General features: G+C 69.5%; 19 protein-coding genes. 8 read left to right on the plus strand and 11 right to left on the minus strand.

Annotated elements, in window-relative coordinates:
• Nucleotides 1-3: 3 nt before the first annotated feature.
• Nucleotides 4-636 carry an SDR family oxidoreductase gene (locus FB600_RS20535; protein WP_227743014.1) on the minus strand — a complete coding sequence of 211 codons (633 nt, stop codon included), beginning with the start codon at nucleotides 634-636 and terminating at the stop codon, nucleotides 4-6.
• Between the two features lie 86 nt (nucleotides 637-722).
• Here FB600_RS20535 and FB600_RS37775 point away from each other — a divergent pair, with 86 nt between their 5' ends.
• Nucleotides 723-851, plus strand: coding sequence for a hypothetical protein (locus FB600_RS37775; protein ID WP_258182157.1), 129 nt, complete (start codon nucleotides 723-725; stop codon nucleotides 849-851).
• Between the two features lie 16 nt (nucleotides 852-867).
• Here FB600_RS37775 and FB600_RS20545 read toward each other — a convergent pair whose 3' ends face one another.
• On the minus strand, nucleotides 868-2,001 hold the full coding sequence (locus tag FB600_RS20545; protein ID WP_175427785.1) for a branched-chain amino acid ABC transporter substrate-binding protein: 1,134 nt from the start codon (nucleotides 1,999-2,001) through the stop codon (nucleotides 868-870).
• 326 nt (nucleotides 2,002-2,327) lie between these two features.
• Here FB600_RS20545 and FB600_RS20550 point away from each other — a divergent pair, with 326 nt between their 5' ends.
• The 3 genes from FB600_RS20550 (at nucleotide 2,328) to FB600_RS20560 (ending at nucleotide 5,932) form a co-directional block, all read left to right on the plus strand.
• Complete coding sequence (locus FB600_RS20550) at nucleotides 2,328-3,437, plus strand: GlxA family transcriptional regulator (RefSeq protein ID WP_145757293.1); 1,110 nt, start codon at nucleotides 2,328-2,330, stop codon at nucleotides 3,435-3,437.
• Nucleotides 3,438-3,623: 186 nt separating this feature from the next.
• The gene (locus FB600_RS20555; RefSeq protein WP_096749673.1) at nucleotides 3,624-4,865 is read left to right on the plus strand and encodes a D-amino acid dehydrogenase; all 1,242 of its coding nucleotides are present in this window, start codon (nucleotides 3,624-3,626) and stop codon (nucleotides 4,863-4,865) included.
• Between the two features lie 77 nt (nucleotides 4,866-4,942).
• Nucleotides 4,943-5,932, plus strand: coding sequence for an asparaginase (locus tag FB600_RS20560; RefSeq protein ID WP_098154516.1), 990 nt, complete (start codon nucleotides 4,943-4,945; stop codon nucleotides 5,930-5,932).
• Nucleotides 5,933-5,964: 32 nt separating this feature from the next.
• Here FB600_RS20560 and FB600_RS20565 read toward each other — a convergent pair whose 3' ends face one another.
• From FB600_RS20565 to FB600_RS20595, 7 genes are read right to left on the minus strand one after another with little or no spacing between them, the layout of a single operon-like run.
• Nucleotides 5,965-6,603, minus strand: coding sequence for a GNAT family N-acetyltransferase (locus FB600_RS20565; RefSeq protein WP_096749675.1), 639 nt, complete (start codon nucleotides 6,601-6,603; stop codon nucleotides 5,965-5,967).
• An 8-nt stretch (nucleotides 6,604-6,611) separates the two neighbouring features.
• Nucleotides 6,612-7,928: an aminotransferase class I/II-fold pyridoxal phosphate-dependent enzyme gene (locus FB600_RS20570; RefSeq protein ID WP_096749676.1), complete on the minus strand. Its 1,317-nt coding sequence runs from the start codon at nucleotides 7,926-7,928 to the stop codon at nucleotides 6,612-6,614.
• Nucleotides 7,929-7,968: 40 nt separating this feature from the next.
• Complete coding sequence (locus tag FB600_RS20575) at nucleotides 7,969-8,889, minus strand: UDP-3-O-acyl N-acetylglycosamine deacetylase (protein WP_145757294.1); 921 nt, start codon at nucleotides 8,887-8,889, stop codon at nucleotides 7,969-7,971.
• Nucleotides 8,886-16,538: a type I polyketide synthase gene (locus tag FB600_RS20580; RefSeq protein ID WP_145757295.1), complete on the minus strand. Its 7,653-nt coding sequence runs from the start codon at nucleotides 16,536-16,538 to the stop codon at nucleotides 8,886-8,888. The genes FB600_RS20575 and FB600_RS20580 overlap by 4 nt, the downstream gene beginning before the upstream one ends.
• A gap of 2 nt (nucleotides 16,539-16,540) precedes the next feature.
• Nucleotides 16,541-18,082, minus strand: coding sequence for an LTA synthase family protein (locus tag FB600_RS20585; RefSeq protein WP_145757296.1), 1,542 nt, complete (start codon nucleotides 18,080-18,082; stop codon nucleotides 16,541-16,543).
• Complete coding sequence (locus FB600_RS20590) at nucleotides 18,079-18,870, minus strand: SDR family NAD(P)-dependent oxidoreductase (RefSeq protein WP_145757297.1); 792 nt, start codon at nucleotides 18,868-18,870, stop codon at nucleotides 18,079-18,081. Before FB600_RS20590 ends, FB600_RS20585 begins: the two co-directional genes overlap by 4 nt.
• Entirely contained in the window at nucleotides 18,863-20,068 is a 1,206-nt protein-coding gene (locus tag FB600_RS20595; RefSeq protein WP_181159678.1) for a capsule biosynthesis protein, read from the minus strand. Before FB600_RS20595 ends, FB600_RS20590 begins: the two co-directional genes overlap by 8 nt.
• A gap of 446 nt (nucleotides 20,069-20,514) precedes the next feature.
• Here FB600_RS20595 and FB600_RS20600 point away from each other — a divergent pair, with 446 nt between their 5' ends.
• Genes FB600_RS20600 through FB600_RS20615 form a run of 4 tightly spaced genes read left to right on the plus strand, consistent with a single transcriptional unit; the run spans nucleotide 20,515 to nucleotide 24,399 of the window.
• Nucleotides 20,515-21,666, plus strand: coding sequence for a hypothetical protein (locus tag FB600_RS20600; protein ID WP_096749682.1), 1,152 nt, complete (start codon nucleotides 20,515-20,517; stop codon nucleotides 21,664-21,666).
• Nucleotides 21,667-21,676: 10 nt separating this feature from the next.
• Nucleotides 21,677-22,471 carry an ABC transporter permease gene (locus FB600_RS20605; RefSeq protein ID WP_172535097.1) on the plus strand — a complete coding sequence of 265 codons (795 nt, stop codon included), beginning with the start codon at nucleotides 21,677-21,679 and terminating at the stop codon, nucleotides 22,469-22,471.
• The gene (locus tag FB600_RS20610; RefSeq protein WP_145757298.1) at nucleotides 22,468-23,118 is read left to right on the plus strand and encodes an ABC transporter ATP-binding protein; all 651 of its coding nucleotides are present in this window, start codon (nucleotides 22,468-22,470) and stop codon (nucleotides 23,116-23,118) included. Before FB600_RS20605 ends, FB600_RS20610 begins: the two co-directional genes overlap by 4 nt.
• Nucleotides 23,119-23,133: 15 nt before the next feature.
• The gene (locus FB600_RS20615) at nucleotides 23,134-24,399 is read left to right on the plus strand and encodes a glycosyltransferase family 4 protein (RefSeq protein ID WP_124093745.1); all 1,266 of its coding nucleotides are present in this window, start codon (nucleotides 23,134-23,136) and stop codon (nucleotides 24,397-24,399) included.
• Here FB600_RS20615 and FB600_RS20620 read toward each other — a convergent pair.
• A complete protein-coding gene (locus FB600_RS20620) occupies nucleotides 24,394-25,524 on the minus strand; it encodes a glycosyltransferase family 4 protein (RefSeq protein ID WP_145757299.1) in 1,131 nt (376 codons plus the stop codon). The two genes, FB600_RS20615 and FB600_RS20620, sit on opposite strands and share 6 nt — an antisense overlap.
• Nucleotides 25,521-26,414 carry an NAD-dependent epimerase/dehydratase family protein gene (locus FB600_RS20625; RefSeq protein WP_145757300.1) on the minus strand — a complete coding sequence of 298 codons (894 nt, stop codon included), beginning with the start codon at nucleotides 26,412-26,414 and terminating at the stop codon, nucleotides 25,521-25,523. Before FB600_RS20625 ends, FB600_RS20620 begins: the two co-directional genes overlap by 4 nt.

Raw genomic sequence — 26,414 nt, forward strand, 5'->3', positions numbered from 1 at the left:
GCCTCAGCCGTTCAACATCCGCCCGCCGTCAACCACCATCTCGCAGCCGACGCTCCAGGCCGATTCGTCCGAGGCCAGGTGCAGCACCGCGCTGACCACCTCCTCGGCCAAGCCGAAGCGACCAGCCGGAATCGAGGCGAGGATCTCGCGCTCGACCTGCTCGCGATACGCATCGGGAATGCCGAGCTTGTCGTAGAGCGGCGTGTCGACGGGCCCCGGGCTGACCGCGTTGATGCGCACGCCGCGCTCGAGCAGCTCGCTCGACAGCGTCTTCGACAGCGACAGCAGGGCCGCCTTCGAAGCCGCGTAGACCGAGGAACGCGCCGCGCCGACGTGCGCGTTGATCGAGGTATTGAGCACCACCGAGGCCGGATTCGCGAACACCAGCAGCAGCGCCTGGATCAGGAAGAACGGGCCCTTGAGGTTGACGTCGAGCGAGCGCGCGAACATCGGCTCGGTCCACTGCTCGATCGGCAGCCAGACCGATACGCCGGCATTGAGGAAGGCGACGTCGAGCTGGCCGTAATGGTCGGCGACGGCCTGGCCGTTTCTCGATGGCGAGGTGAACGTCTCGGGGCGCCGGTGCGTGAACGCCCCGCAGGCGGTGCAGGAAGCGGTGCTGGCCGGCGTCGGCATCGCCCACGGCCCGCGCTGGCTGTTCGAGGCCAGCCTCGCGGACGGCCGCCTGCAACTGCTGCTCGACGCAGCATGCCGCGCCGCCGGTGCCGATCCACCTGCTGTACGCCGCGAACCGCCTGCTGTCGCGGCGCGCAATCGTGTTCATGGACTTCGTCGGCGAGCTGTTCGCGCGCGTGCCCGCGCTGAACCTGCCCGAGCCGCCGCGCCGCTAGCCCGGCGCGACGCGTCTCACTGCTCGACCACCCCGAGCAGGCTCTGCTTGCCACCCACGTAGCGGTAGAGCGAGATCACGCCATGGCGCAGATCGCCTTTGGCATCGAACTGCGTCTCGCCGAGCACGCCCTGGTAGCGCGTGGCCGGCATCGCCGCGAGGATCCTGGCCGGCTCGGTCGACTGCGCGCGCCTCATCGCGTCGACGATGATCCCCACCGCGTCGTAGGCGAACGGCGCGTTGAGCACCGGCGGGTGGCCGAAGCGCGCCTGGTAGCGCTGGACGAAGGCCGGGCCGCCCGCCATCTTCATGAGCGGCGCGCCGGCGATCGAGCAGATCACGGCGTCGGCCGCCTCGCCGGCCAGCTTGGCCAGGTCGTCGGCGCACAGGCCGTCGCCGGCCAGCACCCTGACCGCCATGCCGAGCTGGCGCGCCTGCTTGACGAAGGGGCCGCCGGTGCCGTCCAGGCCGCCGTACATGATCGCGTCGGGCTTCTCGCCCTTGATCCTGGTGAGGATCGCGCGGAAATCGACGGCCTTGTCGGTGCTCGCGTCATGCGAGAGCACGCGGATCCCGTCGGCCTTCGCGCGCTGCTCGAACTCGACGGCCAGCCCCTGCCCATAGGCGGTCGAGTCGTCGACGATCGCCACCGACTTCACCCGCAGCGTATGCGCGGCATAGTCGGCCAGCGTCGGCCCCTGCTGCGCGTCGGTGGCGACCACCCGGTAGGCGGTGGCGAAACCCTGCCGCGTGTAGGCGGGATTGGTGGCCGAGGGCGAGACCTGCACGATGCCCGCGTCGTGATAGATGCGCGAGGCGGGGATGGTCGAGCCCGACTGCATGTGGCCGACTACCGCCACCACCTTGTCGTCGACCAGCTTCTGCGCCACCTGGGTCGCCTGGCGCGGATCGCCGGCATCGTCCTGCGCGTCGAACACCAGGGTGATGCGCCGCCCGCCGATCACCAGCGCGCCGCGGTTGATCTCCTCCACCGCGAGCCGCGCGCCGTTCTCGGTGTCCTTGCCCAGGTAGGAGGCCGGCCCGGTCACGGGCGCGGCCTCGCCGATCCGCACCAGTTCGTCGGCCTGAGCCGCCCGGGCCGCCGGCCAGGCCAGGCCGGCCAGCGCCGTGGCCGTCACCAGCGCCGCCATCGTCACCCGCGCCGCCAGTCGCCCCGCGCCTGCCGGCCCCCGCCCGCGATACCCCGCCTTGCTGCTGTGCTTGCTCATGCTCCACCCGCCTGATGTGATCGTTGAATAAGGGAGTCCGCGCACCGCCGGCGGCGCGCGGGGGCTTGTCGACGGGATCGAATGTAGGCAGCCACAAAGCCATGGCATTGAACCGATCTGCCCGGAAATAGAACAGATGCGTCACGCCTGGGCGGCCCCGGCGCGGCCGGCTACAATCGATCCACCCTCCCCGGATCCGGCATCGGCGCCCGCGCCATCCGCCCGATCCCCCTTCCCCGAGTTCGCGCATGAACCCCTCCCCCCCTGCTCCGCGCTCCAGCGAATCGAGCGCATCCCTGGTCGAGGCCCTCGACGCCCGGCCGCGCGCGGACGAGGCACGGGCGTGCCGCACGGGCGGCGGCGCCGAGCTGAGCGTGGCGATCCTGCTGTGGCCGCGCTTCCCGCTGCTGTCGCTGGCCGGCCTCTGTGACGCGCTGCTCCACGCGGCCGACCGCGGCGACCAGAGCCGCCCGTTGCGCTGCTTCTGGACCGTGACCGGCATCGAGGGCGAGACGATCGAGGCGAGCTGCGGGATTCCGGTGCCGGTACAGGAGGCCTTCCCCGATCCGGCGCGCTTCGACTACCTGGTGGTGATCGGCGGGCTGCTGCCGCAGCTCGGCCAGGTCGACCCGCGCTATTGGGCCTACCTGCGGCGCGCGGCGGATGCCGGCGTGCCGCTGGTCGGCCTCTGCACCGGCAGCTTCGTACTGGCGCACGCGGGCCTGATGGACGACCGCGTCGCCTGCATCCACAGCTTCCACGTCGACGACTATCGCGAACGCTTCCCGGCGCTGCGCCTGATCACGCATGCCGACTACCTGATCGACGGCGAACGCATCACCTGCGCCGGCGGCATCTCGATCGTCGAGCTGGCCACGCGGCTGATCAGCCTGCACTGCGGCCCCGACCGCGCCTCCAAGGTGATCCACCAGATGACGGTCAGCCGGCGCAAGGGCGCCTCCTTCGTGGAGCGGCGCGCCGCGCTCGGCTACCTGTCGGTCGATGACGCGACGGTGCGGCACGCGGTGCTGCTGATGGAGGAGAACCTCGAGGCGCCGCTGACGATCGCCGTGATCGCGCGCATGACGGGCAGCAGCGTGCGGCGCCTGGAGCGCGCCTTCGCGGCCGAGATGGACTGCTCGCCGAACGAGTTCTACCGGCGCATGCGGCTGCGTTACGCGCGCTGGATGCTGGTCAACACCACGCGCCGGATCACCGACATCGCCTACGAATGCGGCTTCGCCGATGCCGCGCATTTCATCCGCGTGTTCCGCGAGGTATATGGCGTGACCGGGCAAGCTGCGCGGCGCGCGCGGCGGCAGCGGAAACGGCGTGAACGCGAGCAGCGGAAGCGGTGACGAAGCGGAGCCGGATCGCGATGCGGACGAGCCAAGCTGAGCGGTGCCCGGAAAAGGTCTGACGCAAATCTTCTATTTTCCGGCCGGCGCGTGCAATGCGCGCGGCACGGCGCGGTCTACAGTGCACCGGTCGCGGCGATTGCGCCGCCCATCCACCACGGATCACGAGGAGGCGAGAGGCACGACATGCATATCCTGATCGTCGGCGCGGGCGTGATCGGCCTGTCGAGCGCCTATACCCTGAGCCGGGCCGGGCACGCCGTCACGGTGGTCGAGCGCGGGCCCGAGGTGGCCGGCCAGACCAGCGCCGGCAATGGCGGCCAGCTCTCCTACAGCTACGTCGCGCCGCTCGCGGATCCGGGCGTGATCGGCAAGCTGCCGGGCTGGCTCACGCGGCGCGACTCGCCGGTGCGCTTCCAGCCCTCGCTGGACCCGCGCCAATGGCGCTGGTGCTTCGCCTTCCTGGCCGCCTGCACGCGCTCGCGCAGCGCGCTGACCACGCGCCGGCTGCTGTCGCTGTCGTTCCTGAGCCGCACGCTGATGCACGAGCTGATCGCGGCCGAACCCTCGCTCGATTTCGACTTCGTGCCATCCGGCAAGCTGGTGCTGCATCGCGAGCCCGCCGCGATGCAGGCGGCGATCGCCCAGCTCGAATTGCAGCGCGCACTGGGCTGCGAGCAAGCCGCCATCGAGATGGACGCCTGCATCGCGCTCGAACCCTCGCTGGCGCGGCTGCGCGGCCGCTTCGCGGGCGGCATCCACACGCCCAGCGAGGACACCGCCGATTGCCAGCGCTTCTGCACCGGGCTCGCGGCCCTGCTGCGCGAGCGCGGCGTATCGATCCTGACCGACACCGCCATCGATGCCCTGCATGCCGGACGCGATGGCCGCGTGACGGCGTTGCACGGCGGCGAGCCGCTGGCCGCCGACCATCTGGTGATCGCCGCCGGCGCCGCCGCGCCCGCGCTGCTGCGCCCGCTCGGCATCCAGGTGCCGATCTGGCCGCTGAAGGGCTACAGCCTCACCTACCACCTGCCGCCAGGCGCGGGCGTGCCGCGCGCGAGCCTGACCGACTTCGCGCGCAAGGTGGTCTATGCACGGCTCGGCACGCGGCTGCGCGCGGCCGGCATCGCCGACATCGATGCCTCGCCGGCGCCCGATCCGGCCCGGCTGGCGAGCCTGGAAGCCGAGGTCGCCGCGCTGTTTCCGGAGATCGCGGCCGGCGCCGAGCCGCAGCGCTGGTGCGGCCTGCGCCCGGCCACGCCGACCGGCACGCCGATCATCGGCCCGACCCGCTATCGCAACCTGTGGCTCAACCTCGGCCACGGCGCGCTCGGCTTCACGCTCGCGACCGGCTCGGCCGCGCTGCTGGCCAACTGGCTGGCCGGCGACAGCGGCCATGCGCTGCGCGCGAGCTTCGCGCACTGACGCCGCCCGGATCCGCCTGAACCCGCGACCTCGACCGCCGCCGAAGCGCGACGCCGCTTTCCCCACTTCGGACTACGATGCAAACCCTTCCGCACATCGCCGTGATCGGCACCGGCGGCACCATCGCCGGCCAGGGCGCCGCGCCCGCGCAGACCGCCTCCTATGCCTGCTCGGTGCTCGGCATCGAGTCGGTTCTCGCGCTGGCGCCCCAGGCGGCCGGGCTCGCCACGCTGCAGGCCGAGCAACTGATGCAGACCGGCTCCGAGAATTTCGGCAATGCCGAACTATGTGCGATCGCGCAATGCGTGGCCGCGCGGCTGGCCGATCCCGAGGTGGACGGCGTGGTGCTCGCACAGGGCACCGACACCATCGAGGAGAGCGCCTACTTCCTGCACCTGACGCTGAAGAACCCCAAGCCGGTGGTGATGGTCGGCGCGATGCGCCCGCCCTCGGCGCTCAGCTCGGACGCCGCGCTGAACCTCTACGCGGCCATCGCGGTGGCCGCGCATCCGGCTTCCTACGGGCTCGGCACGCTGGTGGTCGCCAACGACGAGATCCACAGCGCGCGCGACGTGGTCAAGCAGCACAGCTTCAAGCTGGAGGCGTTCCGCTCGCCCTATGGCCCGCTGGGGCTGGTGGTGGACGGCCGGCCGCGCTACTACCGCCGGCCCTCGCGCCTGCACACGGTGGCCACGCCCTGGTCGGCGGCGGCCCTGCCCGCGCTGCCGCGCGTGGACATCGTGCTGACCCACGACGATCTCGATCCTGCCTGGCTCGACGCGGCCGCGCCGGCGCGCGGGCTGGTGCTGGCGGGCAGCGGCAACGGCAACGTGCCGGCGCGGCTGGTGACGGCGCTGCGCGAGGCGAGCCGGCGCGGCACGCGGGTGCTGCGGGCCTCGCGCACGGGCGCCGGCGTGGTCACGCACAACGGCGCGCAGCCCGACGACGACTACGGCTGGCTCAGCGTCGACGACCAGATCCCGCAGAAGGCGCGCATCCTGCTTGCGCTGGGCCTCAGCGGCACGGACGACCGGGCGGCCCTGCAGTCGATGTTCGGGAGATATTGAGGAAGAAGCGGAAAACGCAAGCCGCGCGGCGCTCAGCCCACGAGGCGCATGCGGATCGACTCGAGCTCGGCCGGCAGCTTGCGCGAAACCGGCTTCGCGCGCGGCTGCTCGACGAAACCGAGGCGCCGGTACAGCGCGGCCGCGCGCGGGTTGCTCAGCAGCACGTCGAGCACCACTTCGCGGCCCTCGCCGTCGGCCAGCGCACCAGCGCGACGGGCATCCTCGAACAGCGCGGTGAACACGCCGGTGCCGCGCCAGCGCTCGTCGATCGCGCAATGGGCGACATGCGTCTGAGCGCGCTTCGGCGCGGGCAGCTCGCCCTCGAGCACCAGCCCGCGCAGCAGGGCCGCCACAGTGCGGCGCGCTCCGAACACGCGCAGCAGCATCCAGGCCACGTGCGGATCGTCGAGGCTCGTCAGGCGGCCGTCGTGGGCGGCCAGCACGCCGGCGATCCGGCCGTCGGGCGCGATCGCGACGCGATGGCGGCGCCACGAGAAACGGCCGAGCGAGGAGGCGAAGGCCGTCGCCAGGAAAGCCGTCATCGCCTCGGGCGCCGCGCCGAGGAAGAAACCGAATTCGCGCACGCCCGAGGCGAGGATCAGCGGCGCGCAGGCCGCCGCATCATCAGGACGCGCGGCACGGAAGGTCCAGCCGGCAAGCGTGGCCGCCATCGCGACGCCTAGCGCGCGAGCCGCGCCAGCGCGGCCACGGTGCGGGTGATCTGCTCGGGCTCGTGCGTCGAGCAGATGAAGAAGCGCAGCCGCGCGGCCTTCTCCTCGACAGCCGGATAGAAGATCGGCTGCACGTTGATGCCCTCGTCGAACAGCGCGTTGGCCCAGCGCGCCGCCTTCAGCGAGCTGCCGGTGATCACCGGCACCACCGCGTAACCCTCGCTGGTGCCGATATCGAGGCCGGCCGCGCGGGCCTCGTCGAGGAACTGCTTGCCGCGCGCGCGCAATTGCGCGACACGCCCGGGCTCGCGCTGCAGTACCTCGAGCGCGGCCAGCGAGGCGGCCGCCAGCGCGGGCGCGAGGCCCACGCTGTAGAGAAAGCCGGGAGCGAGATGGCGCAGCATGTCGACCAGCGGCTGGCAGCCAGCGATGAAACCGCCGCAGCCGGCCAGGGTCTTGGAGAGCGTGCCCATCCAGAGGTCGACGTCCTCGGGCGCGACGCCCGCGTGTTCGCGGATCCCGCGCCCGGTCGCGCCGAGCACGCCGAGCGAGTGCGCCTCGTCGACCAGCAGGAAGGCGCCGTGGCGATTGCGGATCTCGACGAACCTCGGCAGCTCGGGCAGGTCGCCGTCCATGCTGTAGAGCCCCTCGATCGCGATCAGCACGTTGCGATACTCGTGGCGCACGCGCGCCAGCAGCGCATCGAGCGCACGCCAGTCGTTGTGCGGGAAGCTCAGGCGCTTCGCGCCGCTCAACTGCGCGCCCTGCACGATGCTGTTGTGCGCGAGCGAATCGTGGACGATCAGGTCGCCGGCGCCGAACAGCGAGCCGATCACGGTGACGTTGGTGGCATGGCCGCTGACGAACACCACGCAGTCGTCCGTCTCGTAGAAGCCGGCCAGCGCTCGCTCCAGCTCGCGCTGCACGGGCCGCTCGCCCGCCACCATGCGACTGGCCGAGGCCGAGGTGCCGTAGCGGTCGATCGCTTCCTTGGCGCGCGTCGAGACGCTCGCCTCGCCCGCCAGGCCGAGGTAGTTGTAGTTCGCGTAATTCAGGTACTCGCGCCCGCCGATGGTGGTGGTGGCGCCGGCCAGCCCCTCATGGACGCGGAAGAACGGCGATTCGACGCCGAGCTTCTCGCCCATCTCGTGCATGATCCGGACCTGCTGGTACTGCGGCATCGATTCGAAACGGCTGCGCGGCGACGCGTGCGTCGTCGAGGCCGGCACCGGCACGGCGGCGGCGCCGCCTTCGGTGACGCGCTCCAGTTGGCGCTTGAGCGCCTTCGCAGCCAGTTGCTGCCGGAGATGATCTCCCAATCCCATCGATTCGTTCGCCCGTCTGTGCTTGGTCAAGCTCGTTATGTTACGCCTTGAGCTCGACCCATTCCCAGGCATCCGGCGTCGACAGCAGCGCGTCGACCAGCCGGAAGTTCATTTCGTGGCTGGGCCGCAACGCCGTGACGCGCGCCAGCAGCGGCGCGCCGGCCATGGCGAGGTCGCCGACCAGGTCGAGCACGCGGTGGCGCACGAACTCGTCGGGCACGCGCATGCCGCCCAGCACGCGGCTGCCGACGATCGAGGCGGTACACGAGGGCCGCGCGCCGCGCAGGATCGGCACGCCGCGCAGGTAGCCGGCGAGGATCGCCGGCACCGCCCACTTGACGCGTCCATACGAACGCGAGGGCGCGATCTCGGCCGCGAAGGCCGCGGGCGTGATCGCGCCGCTCCAGTGCATCTCGCCGAAGCCCTTCAGGTCGTTGCACACGCTCAGCTCGTAGCGCGGCGCCGGCTCGATGCGCATCTCGCGACGCGCGCCGCCCTCGCCGTCGGCCACCGTCAGCGGCCGCAGCACGCGGATGAAGCGCTTGGGCGCCGCGAGCGCGCGGCGCCCGCAGCCGCGAATCGCCGCCAGCCAGGGGCTCGCGCTGCCGTCAAGGATCGGGATCTCCTCGGCGTCGAGTTCGACCAGGGCATGGTCGATCTCGCTGGCCAGCAGCGCGGCGAGCAGGTGCTCGACGGTGCGCACGCCCACGCCATCGGGATGCAGCAGCATGGTGCAGAGCGGCTGCGCGCGACGCAGCGCCGGATCGACGCCGAAGCTGGCCAGCTCGCGGCGGCCTTCGAGACGCCGGAAGCGGATGCCGCGCGTGACCGGCGTATCGCCCTGCGCGGGCAGGATCCGCACTCGCACGCGCCGGCCGGTATGCAGCCCGTGGCCGTCCAGCGCCAGTTCGGCGGCGAGCGTGCCCTCGCTGGCCTGCCAGCCGTCCGGCGCCGCCGTCATTGCACGATCCCGAGCCGGACCAGCTTGCCCTTGAGCTCGGTCGTGGCGCCCTGCGTTGCCTGCGCCGCGACCTGTTCCGCCGCGGCCACCGCCTCGACGGCCGGATCGTTGGCGGCCACCTTGAGCACCGCCTTCGCCTCGCTGTCGAGCCCGTGCCGGGCAGCCAGCGCGGCGACCTCGTCGCGCTCGCCGCCCGAGCCCGCATTGGCCTCGGCGGCCGCGATCGAATCGACGATGCGGCCCGCCAGCGACTGCACGGTCGCGCCGTCGGCGATCGCCATCACCGACAGCTTCACCTCGAACACCTCCTCGACCGCGAGACCGAGCTCCATGCCCATCAACGAGTCCATGCCCATCTCGAGCACCGACTTGTCGAGCGCGATGCGATCGGCCGTCATGTGCAGGATCCGCGCGATCTGGGCGCGCAGCGATTCGGACACCAGGGCCACCGCCTCCTCGCGCGGCAGCGCCGCGACCTGGCCACGCAGCTTGTCGCCGCCTTCGCGCGAGGCATCGCTGCCGGCGCGCGTCTGCATCTGCGCATACCGGCGCGCGCCGGCCGCCGGCATGCCGCGCGACAGCGCCTGCCAGTCGATCCGCACCACCGCCTCGCCAGCGCCGCCCTCGAGCAGCACGCGCTCGAGCGCGTCGAGCGCTTCGGCCGAGCGGATCGCCGCGCCGCCGATGCGCGCCTGCAGCGCCTCGCGCGTGCCGTCGTGGCGCGCCAGGAAGCCGACGTCCTCGAGCGGCCCCCAGGCCATGAAGCTGGCCGGCAGCCCAGCCGCGCGGCGATGCGCGACCAGCGCCTCGAGGAAGCTGTTGGCGGCCACGTAGCTGGCCTGCCCCGGATTGCCGAGGTAGGTGGTGGCCGAGGAATAGAGCACGAACCAGTCGAGCGCCATGCCGCGCGTGGCGCGATGCAGGTTCCAGGCGCCGGCCACCTTGGGCGCCAGCACGGCCGCGAAACGCGCGTCGTCGAGATTGCGCACCAGGCCGTCGTCGATCTGCATCGCCGAGTGCAGCACGCCCTTGAGCGGCGTGCCGCGCGCGACGATCCGCTCGACCAGCGCCGTCACCGCCCGCGCATCGCTCACGTCGCAGGCGGCCACCTCGACCGTCACGCCGAGCGTGTCGCGCCAGCGCGCGACCTCGGCCGCGGCGGCCTCGCCCAGCACGCCGCCGCGGCTGGCCAGGCTCAGGTGGCGGGCGCCGCGCTCGACCAGCCGGCGCGCGGTGGCGAAACCGAGCCCGCCGGTGCCGCCGATCACGAGATAGGCCGCGCCCGCATCGAGCGCGAGCCGCGGCACCTCGGCCAGGCCACGGGTGGGCGCCGGCGTGCCCAGCGGATAGGTGACCAGCACCTTGCCGATCTGGCGCGCCTGCTGCATGTAGCGGAAGGCATCCTCGGCGCGTTCGGCCGGGAACGCGCGATACGGCAGCGGATGCAGCGTGCCGTCGGCGAACAGCTGCATGACCTCGCCGAACAGGCGCGCAGTCAGCTCGGGCAGCACGCCCATCAGCTGGTCGGCATCGATGCCGAAGTAGCTGATGTTGTTGCGGAACGGACGCAGCCCGATATGGCTGTTCTCGTAGAAATCGCGCTTGCCGAGTTCGAGGAAGCGGCCGAACGGGCGCAGCGTGTCGATGCTGCGCACCATCGCCTCGCCGGCCAGCGAATTGAGCACGATGTCGACGCCCTGCCCGCGCGTGAGGGCGCGGACCTGGTCGGCGAAGGCCAGGCCGCGCGAATCGAGCACGTGGTCGGCGCCGAGCAGGCGCACGAATTCGCGCTTCTCGTCGCTGCCCGCGGTGGCGAACACCTCGGCGCCGAAGTGGCGCGCGATCTGGATCGCCGCGATGCCGACGCCGCCCGCGCCGCCGTGGATCAGCACCCGCTCGCCGCGGCGCAGGCGCGCCAGCTCGACCAGCGCGTACCAGGCGGTGAAGAAGGTGGTGGGGATCGTGGCGGCTTCCTCGAAGCTGAGGCGCGCCGGCTTGGCGGCGATCGCGTCGGCGCGCGTCACCACGCGCGTGGCGAAGCTGGCCGGCGCGAAACCGAGTACCGCGTCGCCCGACGCGAAGCCGCTCACCTCGCGGCCGACGCGCAGCACGCGCCCGGCCAGCTCCATGCCGATGGTGGCGCCGGCGAAGCCGTTCTCGACCGCCTCGTCGGAGAGCAGGCCCATGGCGTACATCACGTCGCGGAAATTGAGGCCGGTGGCGACCGGCTCGATCTCGACCTCGTGCTCGCCGAGCGTGCGCGGCGCATGCGCGAACCATTCGAGGTTGCGCAACGACCCCGGCGCCTCGAAGGCCAGCACGGCGGGTACCTTGGCCGCCGCCGGCCGGCGCGCGGCCGCGCGCTCGGCGCTCAGCATGCGCGGCACCAGGCGCGCATCGGCCCGCAGCAGGACCTCCTCCTCGGCCACGTCGACCAGCAGTTCGCGCGCGAGCCGCGCCGGCTCGACGCCGCACGCCGGATCGAGATCGATCAACCGGCAGCCGAGCTCGGGATGCTCGTTGGCCAGCACGCGGCCCAGCCCCCACAGGGTGGCGTGGGCCGGCGCCTGCGGCGCGGCATCCTCGAACGGGGCCGCGCCGCGCGTCACCACCGACAGGCGCACGCCGGCCGCGCGATGCTCGGCGTCGAGCGCGCGCACCAGGGCCGCCAGGGCGATCGCACCCGAGGCCTGCGCCTGCATCAGTTGCTCGGCCGGCGCATCCTCGTCGAAGCGCGCGGCGGGCGCGCAGAACACCAGGTGAGTCGCGTCGGTGGCCGGCATGGTGGCGATGAATTCGGCGCTGCGCCGCGCATCGACCACCTCGACCACATGGCCCGCGTGCGCGAGCGCGTCGGCCAGGGCGGTGCCGATCGGCTCGGCATCGTCGCCGGCCGTGACCACCACCCACTGCTCGGCGCGCTCGAGCGCGTCGAGGCTGTCGTCGTCGGCCTCGACCGCCGCCTCGGCAGCGGGACGGCGCGCCAGCACCAGGCTCGGCGTGCCCTCCAGTTCCAGATCCTGCTCGGCGTGACGCACCACCTCGACCAGGCCCGCGCGCTCGCAGAGCGCGCCCAGCTCGGCCGGTGTCAGCGAGGCGGTGCGGCCGTCGGCCGACTGCAGGCCGAACACGATGTCGGCGAAGCGGTTGTGGCGCGCCTCGGCCAGCACCACCAGCCCGCCCGGCGCCACCCAGGCACTGATCGAGGCCAACACGTCGGCCGGATCACTGCGCCCGGCCAGGGCACGGTCGACCAGCACCAGGTCGTAGAGTTCGTCGGGCTCGGCCTTCAGCGCGAAGCGCTCGCCAGGCAACTGCGCGACCGTCGAGACGGCAGGCATCGCATCGGTATCGAAGGCCGCCAGTTGCTCAGGGGTGCCGACGATGGTGCGCTCGCAACGATCGGCCGGCAGGCGCATCGTCAGCGGCCGCAGCATGTCACCGCGGGTCGATTCGATTTCCAGCAGGCGCAGCCGGCGCGGTTCGGACCAGCCGTGGACGGCCGCCGCCGCGCAGCCGGCCATCACCGCATGCAGGTGCTCCCAGCTCGGCGAGGCGTCGAAGAACTGCTCGACCAGGCTCTTGCCGGTCGGCGACAGCACGCGGGAGGCCTCGATCTCGCCCTTGAGCACGCGCGGCAGGGCCGCGCCGCAATGCGCGAGCAGGGTCAGCTCGGCGACGTGATGCGGCGATTCGGCCAGCAGGCCGCGCCAGAGTTCGTCGAGCGGCGGCAGCGCCGCGCAGGCCTGGTCGTCGCGCACCAGGCGTTCGCCGTCGCGATGCGCCAGGCCGTCCTCGATGATCATTTCGGCCAGGCGCGCGATCAGCGCCGCCTGCGGGTGGGTCGGCAGCGCCGGCGTCGCGAACGCGTCGATCGCCTCCAGCGCGCGCAGCGCGTAGAGGCTGGCCAGCACGTCGAGCAGCGGCAGCATTTCGGTCAGGTGCTTGCCGCGGCGCGCGCCGTCCTCGTGCGTCGCGGCCCTTGCCACCGCCTCACGCAGCAGTTCCGCCGGCGCGGGCAGCGCCGCGGCGCTGGTCTCGCCCGGCAGCGGCCGGTGTTCGAGCGCATAGACGAAGCGCGAGGGCGCATGATGGCGGCCGAGCAGGTCGATGCGGCGGAAGCGACAGGCAGCCAGGCGCGCGGTAACGCTGCCGTGCGCATCGAGGAAATCGAACGAGGCCACCACCGAGTGCGGGCTGCGGCGCTCGATGCGCACCAGCACGCGGTCGATCGCGTCGCCGCGCAGGTAGTCGACCCGGCCGATCTGCACCGGCACGTAGGCGGCGCGATCGCCGTCGCCGGCCACGCCGCCGAGCAGCACGAAAAGCGGATGGAAGCCGCTGTCCATCAGTGCCGGATGCAGGCGCCAGGCCGCCAGCGCGGTCGCGTCGCCAGCCTCGGCGGGCGCGGCCAGCTCGGCCAGCGCGGTCTCGCCGGCCACCCTAACCTTGCGCACCCAGCGGAAGGCCGGGCCGTATTCGAGGCCAATCGCCGCCGTGCTCTGGTAGAGCGCCGCGCCGTCGAGCGCCGGCTGCGCGCGCAGCGCATGCAGCGTCGCGCTCGGCACCACCGAGTTCGCATCGAGCGTGGTGCCGCTCGCCAGCAGGCGGCCCGTCACGTTCAGCGTCCAGGGTATGTCGCTCATCCGCTCGCGCGTCTCGATCTGGAACACCGAGGTCTCGGGATCGATGCGCAGGCGGAACAGCTTGGCCTGCTGCGGCTGGAACACCACCGGCGCGTGGATCTCGAGATTCTCGAGCGCCGCCTCGTTGGTTTCGAGGTAGACGCGCGCGGCGGCCAGCGCCATCTCGACGTAACCCGCGCCGGGGAAGGCCACGCCGCCGTCCACCACGTGGTCGGCGAGCAGCGGCAGCTTGGCCGGATCGAGCTGGTTCTCCCAGCCGAAGGCGTGCTCGTGCAGCCGGTAGCCGAGCAGCGGGTGCTCGCGGCGGCGGTTGACGAGGTCGTAGCCCTCGACACTCGCCTCCAGCCAGTAGTGCTCGTGCTGCCATGGATAGGTCGGCAGCGCCACGGCCGGCGCCGCGGGCACGAATCGATCGAGATCGACGTTCGCGCCGTGAGCGACCGCCGACAGGATCGCGCCGTCAAGCGTGGCCGCGCTGCCCTGCTGGCGCTTGAGCGTGGGCAGCACCGCGCCCTGCGCCTGCGCGGCGGCCAGCCCGTGCTTCATGTAGCTGCGCAGGATCGAATGCGGCGCCACCTCGATGAAGACCCGCGCGCCGTCGGCGATCAGGCTCGCGATGCCGTCGCCGAAGCGCACCGGCTCGCGAATGTTGCGCCACCAGTAGCGCGCGTCGAGCGCAGTGCCGTCGAGCCCGGCGCCCGTCACGGTCGACACGAAGCTGCCGTCGCCGGACGCCGGCGCGAGCCCGGCCAGTTCCGTCTGCACCAGCGGCTCGATGCTGTTCATCTGGCGGCTGTGGAAGGCGTAGTCGAGATCGAGCAGCTGGTAGAAGCGCCCGCTGTCGCGCTGGGCCGCCTCGATCGCCTGCAGGCCCTGCAGGGTACCCGCCAGCGTGACCGCCTCGGCGCTGTTGATGCCGGCCACCTCGACCAGGCCGGCGAGGCCGAGCCGCGCGATGGCCTCGTTGGCGGCGGCCTCGCTCAGGCCTACCGCGGCCATCCGGCCGGTGCCGCGGGTGGTGCCCTGGGCGCGGCTGCGGATCTTGATCACGCGCACCGCGTCGGCCAGCGTGAGGATCCTCGCGGCCCAGGCTGCCGCGACCTCGCCTACGCTGTGGCCGATCGTCAGGTCGTGCAGGATGCCGCGCGATGCCAGCACGCGCGTGAGGCCCACCTGGATCGCGAACAGCAGCGGCTGGGCGTTTTCGGTGGCGGCCAGCCAGGTTTCGTCGACGCCGGCGCGCATCGCCTCAACCAGCGAAGCGCTGCCGTCGGCGCGCCAGAGCGCATCGACCTCGTCGAGCGCGTCGCGGAACAGCGGCGATTCCTCGTAGAGCTGCCGGCCCATCCCGGCCCATTGGCAGCCGTTGCCCGAATAGACGAAGGCCACCCGGCCTGGCTCGGCCGGCGCCTCGCCGCGCACTACACCGGCGGGAGAAGCGGTGGCGTCGGCGGCCAGCGCCGCCAGCGCGGCGCGCCCCTCCTCAAGCGAAACCGGTGCTATCACCAGGCGATGAGTGAACCACTGGCGGCGCCGCGCGGCGGTGGCCGCGATCGACTGCCAGTCGGCCCCACCCTCGAGCACGGCCAGGTAGCGCGCGGCCAGCGCACCGAAGGCCTGCGGCGAGCGCACCGTCAGCACCAGTGGCGACAGGCGCGCAGCCGGCGCCGCCGTGACAGCCTCGGCCCGCGGCGTGTGCGCCCCGGCGGGCGCCGAGCTCAGGACCACGTGGGCATTGGTGCCGCCGAAACCGAAGGAGTTGATGCCGACCGTGAGCGGCGCCTCGTCGTGCTCGCCGTCGAGCTCGGTGTAGCGCTCGACCACGCGCAGCCGGCCGCCCGCGAAATCGATGGCGGGGTTGGGCGTCTGGAAGTGCAGCGAGCGCGGCACCGCGCGGTGCTTCAGGCACAGCACGGCCTTCAGCAGCCCGGCCATGCCCGAGGCGGTTTCCAGGTGGCCGATGTTGGTCTTGATCGAGCCGATCAGGAGCGGCTTGTCGGCCGGACGTCCGGCCGACATCACCTCGATCAGCGCGCGCGCCTCGATCGGGTCGCCCACCGCCGTGCCGGTGCCGTGCGCCTCGAGATAGGACACCTCCCGCGGGTCGACGCCGGCGCGCGCGTAGACGCTGCGCAGCAACTCGGCCTGGGTGGCCGCGCCCGGCACGCTGATGCCACCTTGCGTGTAGCCGTCGGAATTGACGCCCGAGCCGGCGATCACGGCGTGGATCGTGTCGCCGTCCGCCAGCGCACGCTCGAGCGGCTTGAGCAGCACGAAGGCGCCGCCCTCGGCCCGCACGTAGCCGTCGCCGCTGGCGTCGAAGGCGCGGCAACGGCCGCGCGGCGAGAGCATCGAGGCCTTCGAGAAGCTGACGAAGCCGAACGGGTGCATCAGCAGGTTCACCCCGCCGGCCAGCGCCATGTCGGTCTCACCCGAGCGCAGCGCCTGCACCGCCTGGTGCAGCGCGACCAGCGAGGACGAGCAGGCCGTGTCGACCGACAGGCTCGGGCCTCGCAGGTCGAACAGGTAGGACACGCGGTTGGAGGCGATGCTGAGGGTGTTGCCGGTGGCCGAGTACGGATCGACCGAATTCAGGTCATCCATGCTGCGATTGCCGTAGTCGGGGCTCGCCACGCCGACGAACACGCCGCAATCGCGGCCGCGCATGTCGAGCGGACGAAGGCCGGCATCCTCGAACGCCTCCCAGGCGAGTTCGAGCAGCAGGCGCTGCTGCGGATCCATCTGCGCCGCCTCGCGCGGCGAGATGCCGAAAAATGCCGCATCGAATCCCGCGATGTCGTCCAGCACGCCAGCCGCGAACGTGTAGCTCTTGCCGGGCTCGCGCTTGGAGGGGTGCTGGTGAAAGTCCGTGCCGAAGCGCCCGGCAGGAATCTGCGTGACGGCATCGCGCTCGTCGCGCAGCAGGCGCCAGAGTGCTTCCGGATTATTGACGCCCCCGGGAAAGCGGCATGCGATCCCAACAATTGCAATCTTTCCGTTCATCTTTATGTCGTTTTCTCTGGTGCCCGCGACTGGTCCATGCGACTTCCACCACCCTGCTGTGTCGCTTGCAGCAGCAGGCCCCCCAACATCTCGGCCTGCAAGTCCCGACGTTCGGGTTTATCGACCCCGAAATTCCGCCAGATGAAATAATCGCTGCGCTCCGGACTCACGTCCAGCCCATCGAAAATACGCGACAGGGCCGGAACATGATCACCGTAGAAACAGACCACGGTCTGCCTTTCGCTCGAACGCAAATGATCCAGCAGGCGCCCGAGCATTGCATCTGCATTTTCAATATGTCGCAAATACGCAGTCAGGTCCCGCCATTGGGCATCGTCGCCGAGAGTATGCCGCGAAGCCGCCTCGCCCGGCTGCACTGTTTCGAGATGCAGAGGACCGTGGTTTTCCATCGTCATGGCGAACACGAAACGCGGTCGGTCCGGCCCCGCCGTCTCCAATTCCGCAACGATCGCCTCGCCGACCGCCGCATCCGCTACATAAGGGCCGGCGCGCGATGCGGAGGCGAAATGACCGATATCGAGGAAACGCTCGAAACCGAGCAAGGGAAATACCCGGTTTCGTCCGAAGAAATTGGCGTAATAGGGATGGATCGCGACTGTCTCGTAACCGCCACGGCCGAACCAGGCGGCCAGCGAGGCGAGCGGCCGCCTGACGAACGCGTAAGGATAGAAACGCGCGTAACCGAGCGACTGCGAGGCGGTGCCCGTCAACACCTCGAACTCGGTGCGCATGGTGTTCGCTCCCCAGGCCGGCACCGTCATCTCGCCGTGCCAGACGGCCTCGCCGCGCGCCTGGTCGAAACAACGCAGCAGGCCGGGCTCGATCGCCGCGCCCATCCGACGGGCATCGAAGAACGATTCGCTCTGGATCAGCACCACGTCGGGGCACAGGACCGGTTCGCCGGTCGCGAACGGCGAGGCGGCCAGGCATTCGCGAAAGCGCCGGAAGGTGGCCGGACGCAGGCCATTGAGCAGGTAGGCGACGAATACCGCGAAAAAGCCGTGGCGGCGCTGGTCGGCCGAGGGCTCCAGCGTGAGCGGCAGGCGCGCGGCGATCGCCACCGCGAGCGCGAACGACAGCGCCACCGCCAGCCAGAGCGGCGCGGCCGCGGCAGGCGGCAGGGGCCGCTCGGCGACGAAGCCCGCGATCACGAGCACGATGCCCGCGCCGATCGCGACGACCTTGCCGGCGCTCAGGAAGGGCAGATAGAGCCGAGGATGGGCAAACAACTGGCTGAACAGGCTCAGGTCCGTGAACACGAACGGCTCGCGCAAGGACTCGTATTTCGCATTGCTGACGGCCGCCACCAGCCCGACCAGCGCCAGCGCCGCGCAGGCCGAGAAGATCGGCCGCGACGTCAGCGCGAACGCCAGACCGGCGAGAAAGCCTACCGAAAGAATGTGAAGCATTGACGACAGCAGCGGCCGCGCCAGCGGCGCGCGCGGCACCGCGATCGCGTCGAGCGCGAACGACAGCGCGATGGCCGGCACCACGGCCAGGGCAAGGGCAAGCGACGCGCTCAATTGGCGCGGTCCTTCGCGGGCAGGTAGGACAGGCGCTCGAGGATCGCGTCGGCGAGCGCGACGGGCAGCAGCGGCAGCAAGCGCATGCCGAACGCGAGCAGCGCCGGGAAGGCGATCTCGCTGCGGCCCGCCTCGAGCTTGCGCCGGATGTGCGCGGCCGCGCGCTCGGCGCTCCAGAGGAAGGGCTTGTCGCCGGGGAACACGTCGCTCATCGCGGTCTTCACGAAGCCCGGCAGGATCACCGTCACGGCCAGGCCATCGCGCTTGAGCAAGGGCCGCACGGAGTCGGCCCAGGCCTTGATCGCCGACTTGCTGGCGCAATAGGCGGGCGAGATCGCCATGCCGCGCAAGGCGGCGATCGAGGCCACCACCGCGATGCGGCCGCGGCGGCGCGCGCGCATGCGCTCGATCACCGGCAGCACGGTATTCAGCATGCCGTAGAGATTGGTGTCGATCACGGCGCGGGTACGTTCGGCATCCTCCCAATCGTCGGCGGAGGCAATCGTGCTGGCGATGCCGGCATTCGCAACCAACAGTGTGATCGGGTAGCGCGCATCGAAGGCATCGAGCCAGGTACCGATCGCCACCGCGTCGCGCACGTCGACGATGCCGGTCTCGACCGTCGCGCCGCGCGCGCGGCAGGCCGTTGCGGCCGCATCGATGCGCTGCGGGTCGCGTCCGACCAGGCCCAGCACCACGCCCGGCGAGGCGTGGGCCAGCGCGAGCGCGAGGCCCAGGCCGGCGCTCGCGCCGGTGATGACGATATGGGCCGGAACGGGGCTACGCATCCGCACGTTCCAGCCGCTCGACCGCGCCGCGCACCGCCATCTCGATGCCGGTGCGCGTGTAGAAATCGCCGTTGATCTGCGTGTGGTGCATCACGTAGTCGAGGAATGCGTGATAGAGGATCATGTCGGGCAATTCACCTTGATGCCAGAAGTCATCGAGCCTGCCCTGCCAAGTCAGTCCCGGCATATTGTAGATCGCCGCACCGAGCGCGATCAGGGGGCGCTCGTGGTGCAGCGCCGACAGGCCGACCGTGCTGTTGACCACTACCACGCCGCGCGAGCGTTCGAGCAGGGTCGGGAGGTGCCCGGAGTTGATGAAACGAATCCGTTCGCCGATGCCGGCCTCGCGCGCGATCGACAGCGCGAAGCGGTGATACTCGATCATGCCGGTGTCGAGCGGATGGTTCTTGATCAGCAGAATGGCATCTCGCGGGGCATGCCTGGCGAACGAGCGCACCACGTAGTCGATCGCGTCGCGCACGCCCTCGAACGGCGAATGCACGACGATCTGCGCATCGGAATTCAACTGCAGCGGAAACAGGTAGTAGGGGCGGCCGGCATCGAACAATTCGCGCGTGACCCGCTCGGCCTGCCGGCGATGACGCCCTTGCAGCAGCGCGCGAAACGCCAGCCCCCCATATTCGACGAAGCCGTTGCGCGGCCGGTGGCTGCGGTAGCGGGGAAAACGCCAGGCCAGCAGCGCGTTGGCGACGCGATAGCTGATGTCGTGGAAGACACGTTCGTAGAGGTTGTAGCCGGTCGGCTCGCCGGGTTCGGCAGCCGGGGTGAGCTCACGCAGGCGCAGATACTCGGCGGGATCCCTCGGCATGCGCGAGCGGCCGTTGACGCCATGACGCTCGAGCGTGATCCAGTGCGGGCGGACATAGCCCTCCTCGAACACGTGCACGCGCAAGCCGTATTGCTCGGCGATCGGATGCAGGGGCCGATGGACTTCGCGGCAGTCGCCGAACATCAGGACATCGGTGATGTTTTCGCGCTGTACCAGTTCGGTGTACCAGGCCGACAGGTCGGCGGCAGCCCCGCCGTGATTCAAGGCACGCTTAGTTCTGCCATAGAACCAGTCTCCGCCGCAGAAGTTGACGCGATGCACGGCGTGGCCATGCGCGACGAGCGCCTCGGCCAGACAACGGAAAAACGAGGAAGCCGTGCCTTGCAGCACTAAAAATGAGCGAGGCATCGGTATTGAATAACGGACAGTGCGGACTTGCGGGGGCGCCCGAGCGACACTCGGCGGCGTTCGGCGACACCGCTCGGTGAACCTTATTCGAAATCTTGCCGGCGAGTCGAGTCCCGTTTCGGACCGTCACCGAATATAGCATTCTGATACAAACAAAAACAGCCTGACTCAAAAACTTCACCAAACTTGAAGCTTGCGATTGACAAGGCCGGTGCGCAGATGGCTAAAGTACACTAGGCTGGCTATAATCAGCCGCCTCTGGTGAACGATGACACGCGATCGATCGAACGGCACCACATCGCTTGGTGTGATGACTACACGGGCCTGCTGCGCACCACCGACACACTCGGCAAGGCAGTGACGCCGGCCCCGCCCCGCTCGCGGATTCGGGCATTTTTGCCTGCCGCTCGTCGGACTACGCAGCCTCTCAACGTGACGGAACAAAGTTGGAAAACGTAACCAGCAGCGACCTGCCTCCCTCCTCCGGCACCAAGCCGAGCCTCGGACAGCGTCTCAAGAAAGTCAATCGCCTGTTCCTCCTGACTGTCGCGTTGCCAACCACGCTGGCTGTGCTGTATTACGGTTTGATTGCAGCCGACGTCTATGTGTCGGAATCGCGCTTCGTCGTCAGAAGCCCGCAAAAGCAATCGCAGACCAACCTCGTCGGCGCCCTGCTGCAGGGCACGGGCTTCTCGCGCGCCCAAGACGATACCTACCCGGTGATCGACTACATCGAATCGCGCGACGCATTGCGCGAGCTGAACGTCGGCAACTATGTCGCCGACGCCTATTCGGAGCATGGCGACGCGATCAGCCGTTTCCACCGCTGGCCGGACGGCAGCTTCGAATCGCTGTGGAAATACTACGGCAAGCACATCGTCGACATCGAATTCGACTCGACGTCAGCGATCGCAAAACTGCAGATCAGGGCGTATACCGCAGAGGACGCCGAAAAGATCAACGAGCGCCTGCTAGAAATGAGCGAGCGGCTGATCAACCGCATGAATCGCAGGGCGGTGAGCGATACGGTGAAGTTCGCCCAGGGCGAGGTCGACGTCGCAGCCGCCAAGGCGAAGGACGCCGCCGCCGCACTGGCGGCCTATCGCAGGACCTATACGGTGTTCGATCCCGATCGCCAGTCGGCGCTCCAGCTCCAGCAGGTCACGGCCCTGCAAACACAGATGCTGGCGGCGCAGACCCAATTGGTCCAGCTCCAGTCGATCTCGCCCAAGAATCCGCAGATCCCGGTACTGCAGACCAATATCGCCAACCTGGAAAAGCAGATCACTGCCGCCACCAGCGGAGTTGCCGGAGGCAAGAATTCGCTGGCCGACAAGGCCGCCGTCTATGCGCGCATGCAACTGGACTCGCAGTTTGCCGACAAGCAACTGGCCTCGGCGATGGCAGCCCTGGAGAATGCGCGTGCCGATGCCCAGCGCAAGCAGCTCTATCTCGAGCGCCTGGTCGAGCCGAACACGCCCGATGTCGCCATCGAACCGAAGCGCCTGAAGAGCATCCTCGAGGTGTTCGCGCTCGGCATCATCGCCTGGGGCATCCTCGAGTTGCTGCTCGCGGGCGTGCGCGAACACAACGACTGAGGGAACGGACATCGTGCATCACGACACGCCTCTCGTCTCGTCATTGCGCATTCAGCTTCGGGTCGTCGGTGCCTTGTTGATGCGTGAGATTCTGACACGCTACGGCCGGCACAACGTCGGCTTTCTGTGGATCTTCTTCGAGCCGATGATGTTCACGCTCGGCGTGCTCGCGCTCTGGACGGCCCTCAACGCCACCCATGGCACGACGCTCTCGATCACCTCGTTCGCGGTGACCGGCTACTCGTCCGTGCTGCTATGGCGCAACTGTGCGAACCGTTGCGCCCTGGCCATCCTGCCGAACCAGGCCCTGCTCTATCACCGCAACGTGCGCGTCATCGACCTGTTCTTCGCGCGGTTGCTGCTGGAGATCGCCGGCGCGACCATGTCCTTCGTGTTCCTGACGGTCTTTTTCGTTGCGATCGGCATGATGGATCCGCCGAAGAACATCAGCCTGGTACTGGGCGGATGGCTTCATCTGGCCGCCTTCGGATGCTCGCTCGGCCTCATCGTCGGCGCCCTGAGCGAGCGCAGCGAAACCGTCGAACGCGTCTGGCACACGATTGCCTATCTGCTGTTCCCGCTGTCGGGCGCGGTGTTCATGGTCGAGTGGATTCCCGAAAAATTCCGCGCCGTGGTGCTCTACCTGCCGATGGTGCACGGAACCGAAATGCTGCGCGGCGGCTACTATGGCTCCCTGGTCAAGCCGCACTACAGCATCCCCTATATGGTCGCCTGCGATTCAGTGCTGATGCTGATCGGCCTGTTCCTCGTGCGCGACGCCAGCAAGCGGGTGGAACCCGAATGATCGACCTGCAGGGCGTCTCCAAGGACTACCACACCCGGCAGGGCCGACGCCGGGTACTCGACGACATCAATCTGCGCGTGGCCCCGGGAGAAAAGCTCGGCGTACTGGGCCGCAACGGCGCTGGCAAGTCGACGCTGATCCGCATGATCAGCGGTGCCGAGCTGCCGACCACGGGCAAGATCAACCGCAGCATGAGCGTGTCCTGGCCACTCGCGTTCGGCGGTGCCTTTCAGGGCAGCCTGACAGGCATGGACAACCTGCGCTTCATCTGTCGCGTGTACGGAGCCGATGCGAAGCAGGCCGAACCATTCGTCCAGGAATTCTCGGAACTGGGCTACTACCTCAACGAGCCGGTCAAGAGCTATTCGGCCGGGATGCGCGCCCGCCTCGCCTTCGCGATTTCGATGGCCATCGAGTTTGATTGCTTCCTGATCGACGAAATCGTGGCGGTCGGCGACAGCCGCTTCCACGCGAAATGCCACCACGAATTGTTCGTGCGACGCGCCGATCGCTCGTTGATCATCGTGAGCCACGATGCCGGCTACATTCGCGAGCATTGCCATCGCGCTGCCGTGCTGGTCCAGGGGCATCTGCACAGCTTCGACCAGATCGATGACGCCTACGCGTTCTACCAACAGAACGGCTGACGTTTTCCACGCTCCATGCCAAGCCTGATCAATTGGCGCGCGACACTGCTGCTGCATGCCGCGACGCGGTGGCGCCTGCCTCTGACCGGCGCCGCGCGCAAGGCGATCGCCGCGATCCGTTCCGACGTCGCCCGCCAGACATCGCGGCAACCGCGTCAGCTACTGGTCGACGTCTCGATCATCGCCGCACAAGATGCCGGTACCGGTATTCAGCGTGTGGTTCGCTCGCTGCTGGCCGAACTGCTGGAGACACCGCCCGCCGGCTACACGGTCCGCGCGGTCAGGGCAACCCGCAAACGTCCGTATGTCTACGCGGACCGCTACCTGGAGACGATGATCGGCGCCCCGCTCGGTGACCACGATCCCCTCGTCCAGGTCGGCCCCGGCGACCTGTTCCTCGGGCTCGACCTGACCAGCCGCATCTCCCCGGCCAGGCAAACGGACTTCCTGCGCTGGCATGCAGCCGGCGTGCGCTTCGCCTTCGTCGTCTACGACATGTTGCCGGCCCTGCACCCGGCCTGGTTTACACCTCGCGCGGTCCAGTCGTTCGAACGCTGGCTGACGATGCTGGCGATCCATGCGGATGCCCTGTTCTGCATCTCGGCCACGGTGGCCGGACAAACGCGCAGCCAGCCGCGCTTGACGGCGATTCCGACCGGATGGTTTCACCTCGGTGCCGAGCTCGGCGGGAGGCCAGGCGCAGGGCGGACGACAAGGGACGAGCTCGCGCCGGGCTCTGCCGGCCCGTTGCGCATCCTGATGGTCGGGACGATCGAACCTCGCAAGGGGCACGCGCTGGTCATCGATGCCTTCGAGCAGCTGTGGCGCACCGGTTCCCAGGTCTCGCTGTCGATCGTCGGCCGTGCCGGCTGGGCCGTCGAGACGCTGACGGCCAGGCTCGCGGCGCATCCCGAATCCGGCAAGCGCCTGCACTGGCTGGCCGACGCCAGCGACGCCGAGCTTACCCAGTGCTACGAAAGCAGCGACGGATTGATTCTGGCCTCCGAGGGCGAAGGCTTCGGCCTGCCGATCATCGAGGCCTGCGCCCAGCGCCTGCCGCTACTGCTGCGCGATCTGCCGGTGTTCCGCGAGATCGCCGGCGACCACGCCAGCTATTTCTCCGCCGTGACGGCGGCCCAACTGGCGCCATGCCTGCAGCAATGGCTCGAAGCCATCGCCGCGGGCACCACACCCGACAGCGGCGCGATCAAGGCACTGAGCTGGCATGAAAGCGCGATGCAACTGAAGTCGCTGATCAGCCGGCTCGACGCGCAGTCATGACCCCGCTACCCGGCGATAGACCTCGAGCGTGCGCTGCGCGCATCGCAGCCAGGTCGCTTCGCCGGCCACGCCGAGCCCGAGGCGCGATGCCTCCTCACGCCATGCCGATTCGCTGAGCACGTGCTCGATGCCAGCCCGCAAGGCCTCGTGATCATCGGGCTCGACGAGCCAGGCGGCGCCGCCGGCCACCTCGGGCAGCGACGACGTGTTCGAGGTTAGCGTAGGGACGCCACTGGCCAGCGCCTCCAGGACCGGAAGCCCGAAGCCTTCGTATTTGGACGGCATGAAGAAGGCTCGAGCACCCGCATACAGCACGGGAAGCAGCGCCTCCGGAACGAAGCCGAGATAGCGCAGCCAACCCTCCTGCTCCGCGCTCGCGATTGCGCTATGCAAGGATTCGCTCAACCAGCCCGCGCCGCCGACCAGGACCAGCGGATAGTCCTCGCGCAATGCGCTCGGCAGTTCGGCATAGGCCGCCATCAGGCGGTCGATGCGCTTCCTCGGTTCGAGCGTCGATACGCTCAGGGCATAGCCGCCCGGCACCAGACCGTATTGCGCGAGCGGCTTCGAGATCTCCTCGGCGCCACGTGGCCGGAACTCCGGTCGCACACCGAGCGGAACGGCGGTGATCCGATCCAGCGGCCAACCGAAATACGCGGCCACCTCATGCCGAATCGCCTCGGAATCGGTGAGCAGATGCGAGGCGCGGCGCAGCGTCGAGTCGAAACTTCGCTCGAAGTGCTTCAGGCGCTCCACGGGATGGGTTTCCGGAAATCGGAAAACCGACAGATCATGAATCGTGACGATTCCGCGATCGACGGGATAGGGAAGGAAATAGTTCGGCGAGTGAAACAGGTGGCCGCGCAGACGATGCCGCATCCGCAGCCCCCGGAAGCGGCGCGTCGAGGTGATCGACCTCGGCAGCCAGCGCGGACGCCGTCGCCCTTTTTCCGCATCGCCGCCGATGACCCAGGACGGATCCTCGATCGGCTCGTCCGCGAAGAAAAAACGCAAGGACTGCAAGGGCTCGTCGAAGTGCGTGAAATGCCAGGCAAGCTCCCAGGCGTAACGGCCGATTCCGGTCAACGGCGGCGCGATCGCATCCACCGCGAACGCGAGCTTCACCGCCCGCTCTCCAGCATCCACGCCAGCGTCTCTTGCAAGGGCAAGATATCGAGGGAGCCGATCGCCGTGGCAAGCCGACGATTGTCGCCGATCAGACGATGGACCTCGTTGGCCCGCACGAAATTCGGATTCACGCGGATCTCGGGATCGTGCTGCGTGAGAGACCGCATCATCTCCAGGATGTCCTGCAGCGAATACCCGTTGCCCGAACAGACATTGAAGGTCTCGCCTGCCCACTTGCCGGCAATCAGATCGGCGTAGGCCCGTACCACCATCCGAACATCGGAGAAATCGCGGATCACGTCTAGGTTCCCGAGCTCGAGTACCGGCGAACGGTTGCGGAAATTATCGACGATCTTCGGCAGAACAAAATTGGCGGCCTGCCCTGCCCCGGTGTAATTGAACGGGCGCACGATCGTGATCGGCAAACGATCGCTCCAAAGCGCCGCCACGCGCTCCATCGCAAGTTTGCTGATGGCGTAGTCGTTTGCGGGGTTCGGCGGTACCGACTCGTCGATCACTCCACGGTCGGTGTTGCCGTAGACATTGGCGCTGCTGGCCACCAGCACGGCACGCGGCGGGCAGCCGGCCGACGTGATCGCATCGAGCAGGTTGCGGGTCCCCATGATGTTCGTCTGGTACACCGTCCCGACGTCGCCATGCGCGACGAAGGCGATCGCAGCCAGATGAATCACCACGTCCGGACGCAATGCCGCGATCAGCGCGCCCATTCCGTCGCGATCGAGCAGATCGCAGACATGGGCCGACCATGCCAATCCGGCAACCGGCCGATGGACGAGCCCCTCGACCTCGCAGCCCCGCCGTTCCAGCTCACGCGCGAGATGGCGGCCGGTGAATCCGCCGATTCCCGTGATGAGTACCTTCGTCAT

The sequence above is a fragment of the Burkholderia sp. SJZ089 genome, from assembly GCF_007828315.1.
GTDB classification, from domain to species: domain Bacteria; phylum Pseudomonadota; class Gammaproteobacteria; order Burkholderiales; family Burkholderiaceae; genus Burkholderia; species Burkholderia gladioli.

Bases quoted from the DNA above. Each gene is read 5' to 3' on its own strand.
- FB600_RS20570 (WP_096749676.1), bottom strand. From the start codon at position 7,928: ATGGGATTGGGAGATCATCTCCGGCAGCAACTGGCTGCGAAGGCGCTC.
- FB600_RS20625 (WP_145757300.1), bottom strand. From the start codon at position 26,414: ATGACGAAGGTACTCATCACGGGAATCGGCGGATTCACCGGCCGCCAT.
- FB600_RS20555 (WP_096749673.1), top strand. From the start codon at position 3,624: ATGCATATCCTGATCGTCGGCGCGGGCGTGATCGGCCTGTCGAGCGCC.
- FB600_RS20575 (WP_145757294.1), bottom strand. From the start codon at position 8,889: ATGACGGCGGCGCCGGACGGCTGGCAGGCCAGCGAGGGCACGCTCGCC.
- FB600_RS20610 (WP_145757298.1), top strand. From the start codon at position 22,468: ATGATCGACCTGCAGGGCGTCTCCAAGGACTACCACACCCGGCAGGGC.
- FB600_RS20595 (WP_181159678.1), bottom strand. From the start codon at position 20,068: ATGCCTCGCTCATTTTTAGTGCTGCAAGGCACGGCTTCCTCGTTTTTC.
- FB600_RS20535 (WP_227743014.1), bottom strand. From the start codon at position 636: ATGCCGACGCCGGCCAGCACCGCTTCCTGCACCGCCTGCGGGGCGTTC.
- FB600_RS20590 (WP_145757297.1), bottom strand. From the start codon at position 18,870: ATGCGTAGCCCCGTTCCGGCCCATATCGTCATCACCGGCGCGAGCGCC.
- FB600_RS20550 (WP_145757293.1), top strand. From the start codon at position 2,328: ATGAACCCCTCCCCCCCTGCTCCGCGCTCCAGCGAATCGAGCGCATCC.
- FB600_RS20580 (WP_145757295.1), bottom strand. From the start codon at position 16,538: ATGAACGGAAAGATTGCAATTGTTGGGATCGCATGCCGCTTTCCCGGG.
- FB600_RS20545 (WP_175427785.1), bottom strand. From the start codon at position 2,001: ATGGCGGCGCTGGTGACGGCCACGGCGCTGGCCGGCCTGGCCTGGCCG.
- FB600_RS20565 (WP_096749675.1), bottom strand. From the start codon at position 6,603: ATGGCGGCCACGCTTGCCGGCTGGACCTTCCGTGCCGCGCGTCCTGAT.
- FB600_RS20560 (WP_098154516.1), top strand. From the start codon at position 4,943: ATGCAAACCCTTCCGCACATCGCCGTGATCGGCACCGGCGGCACCATC.
- FB600_RS20615 (WP_124093745.1), top strand. From the start codon at position 23,134: ATGCCAAGCCTGATCAATTGGCGCGCGACACTGCTGCTGCATGCCGCG.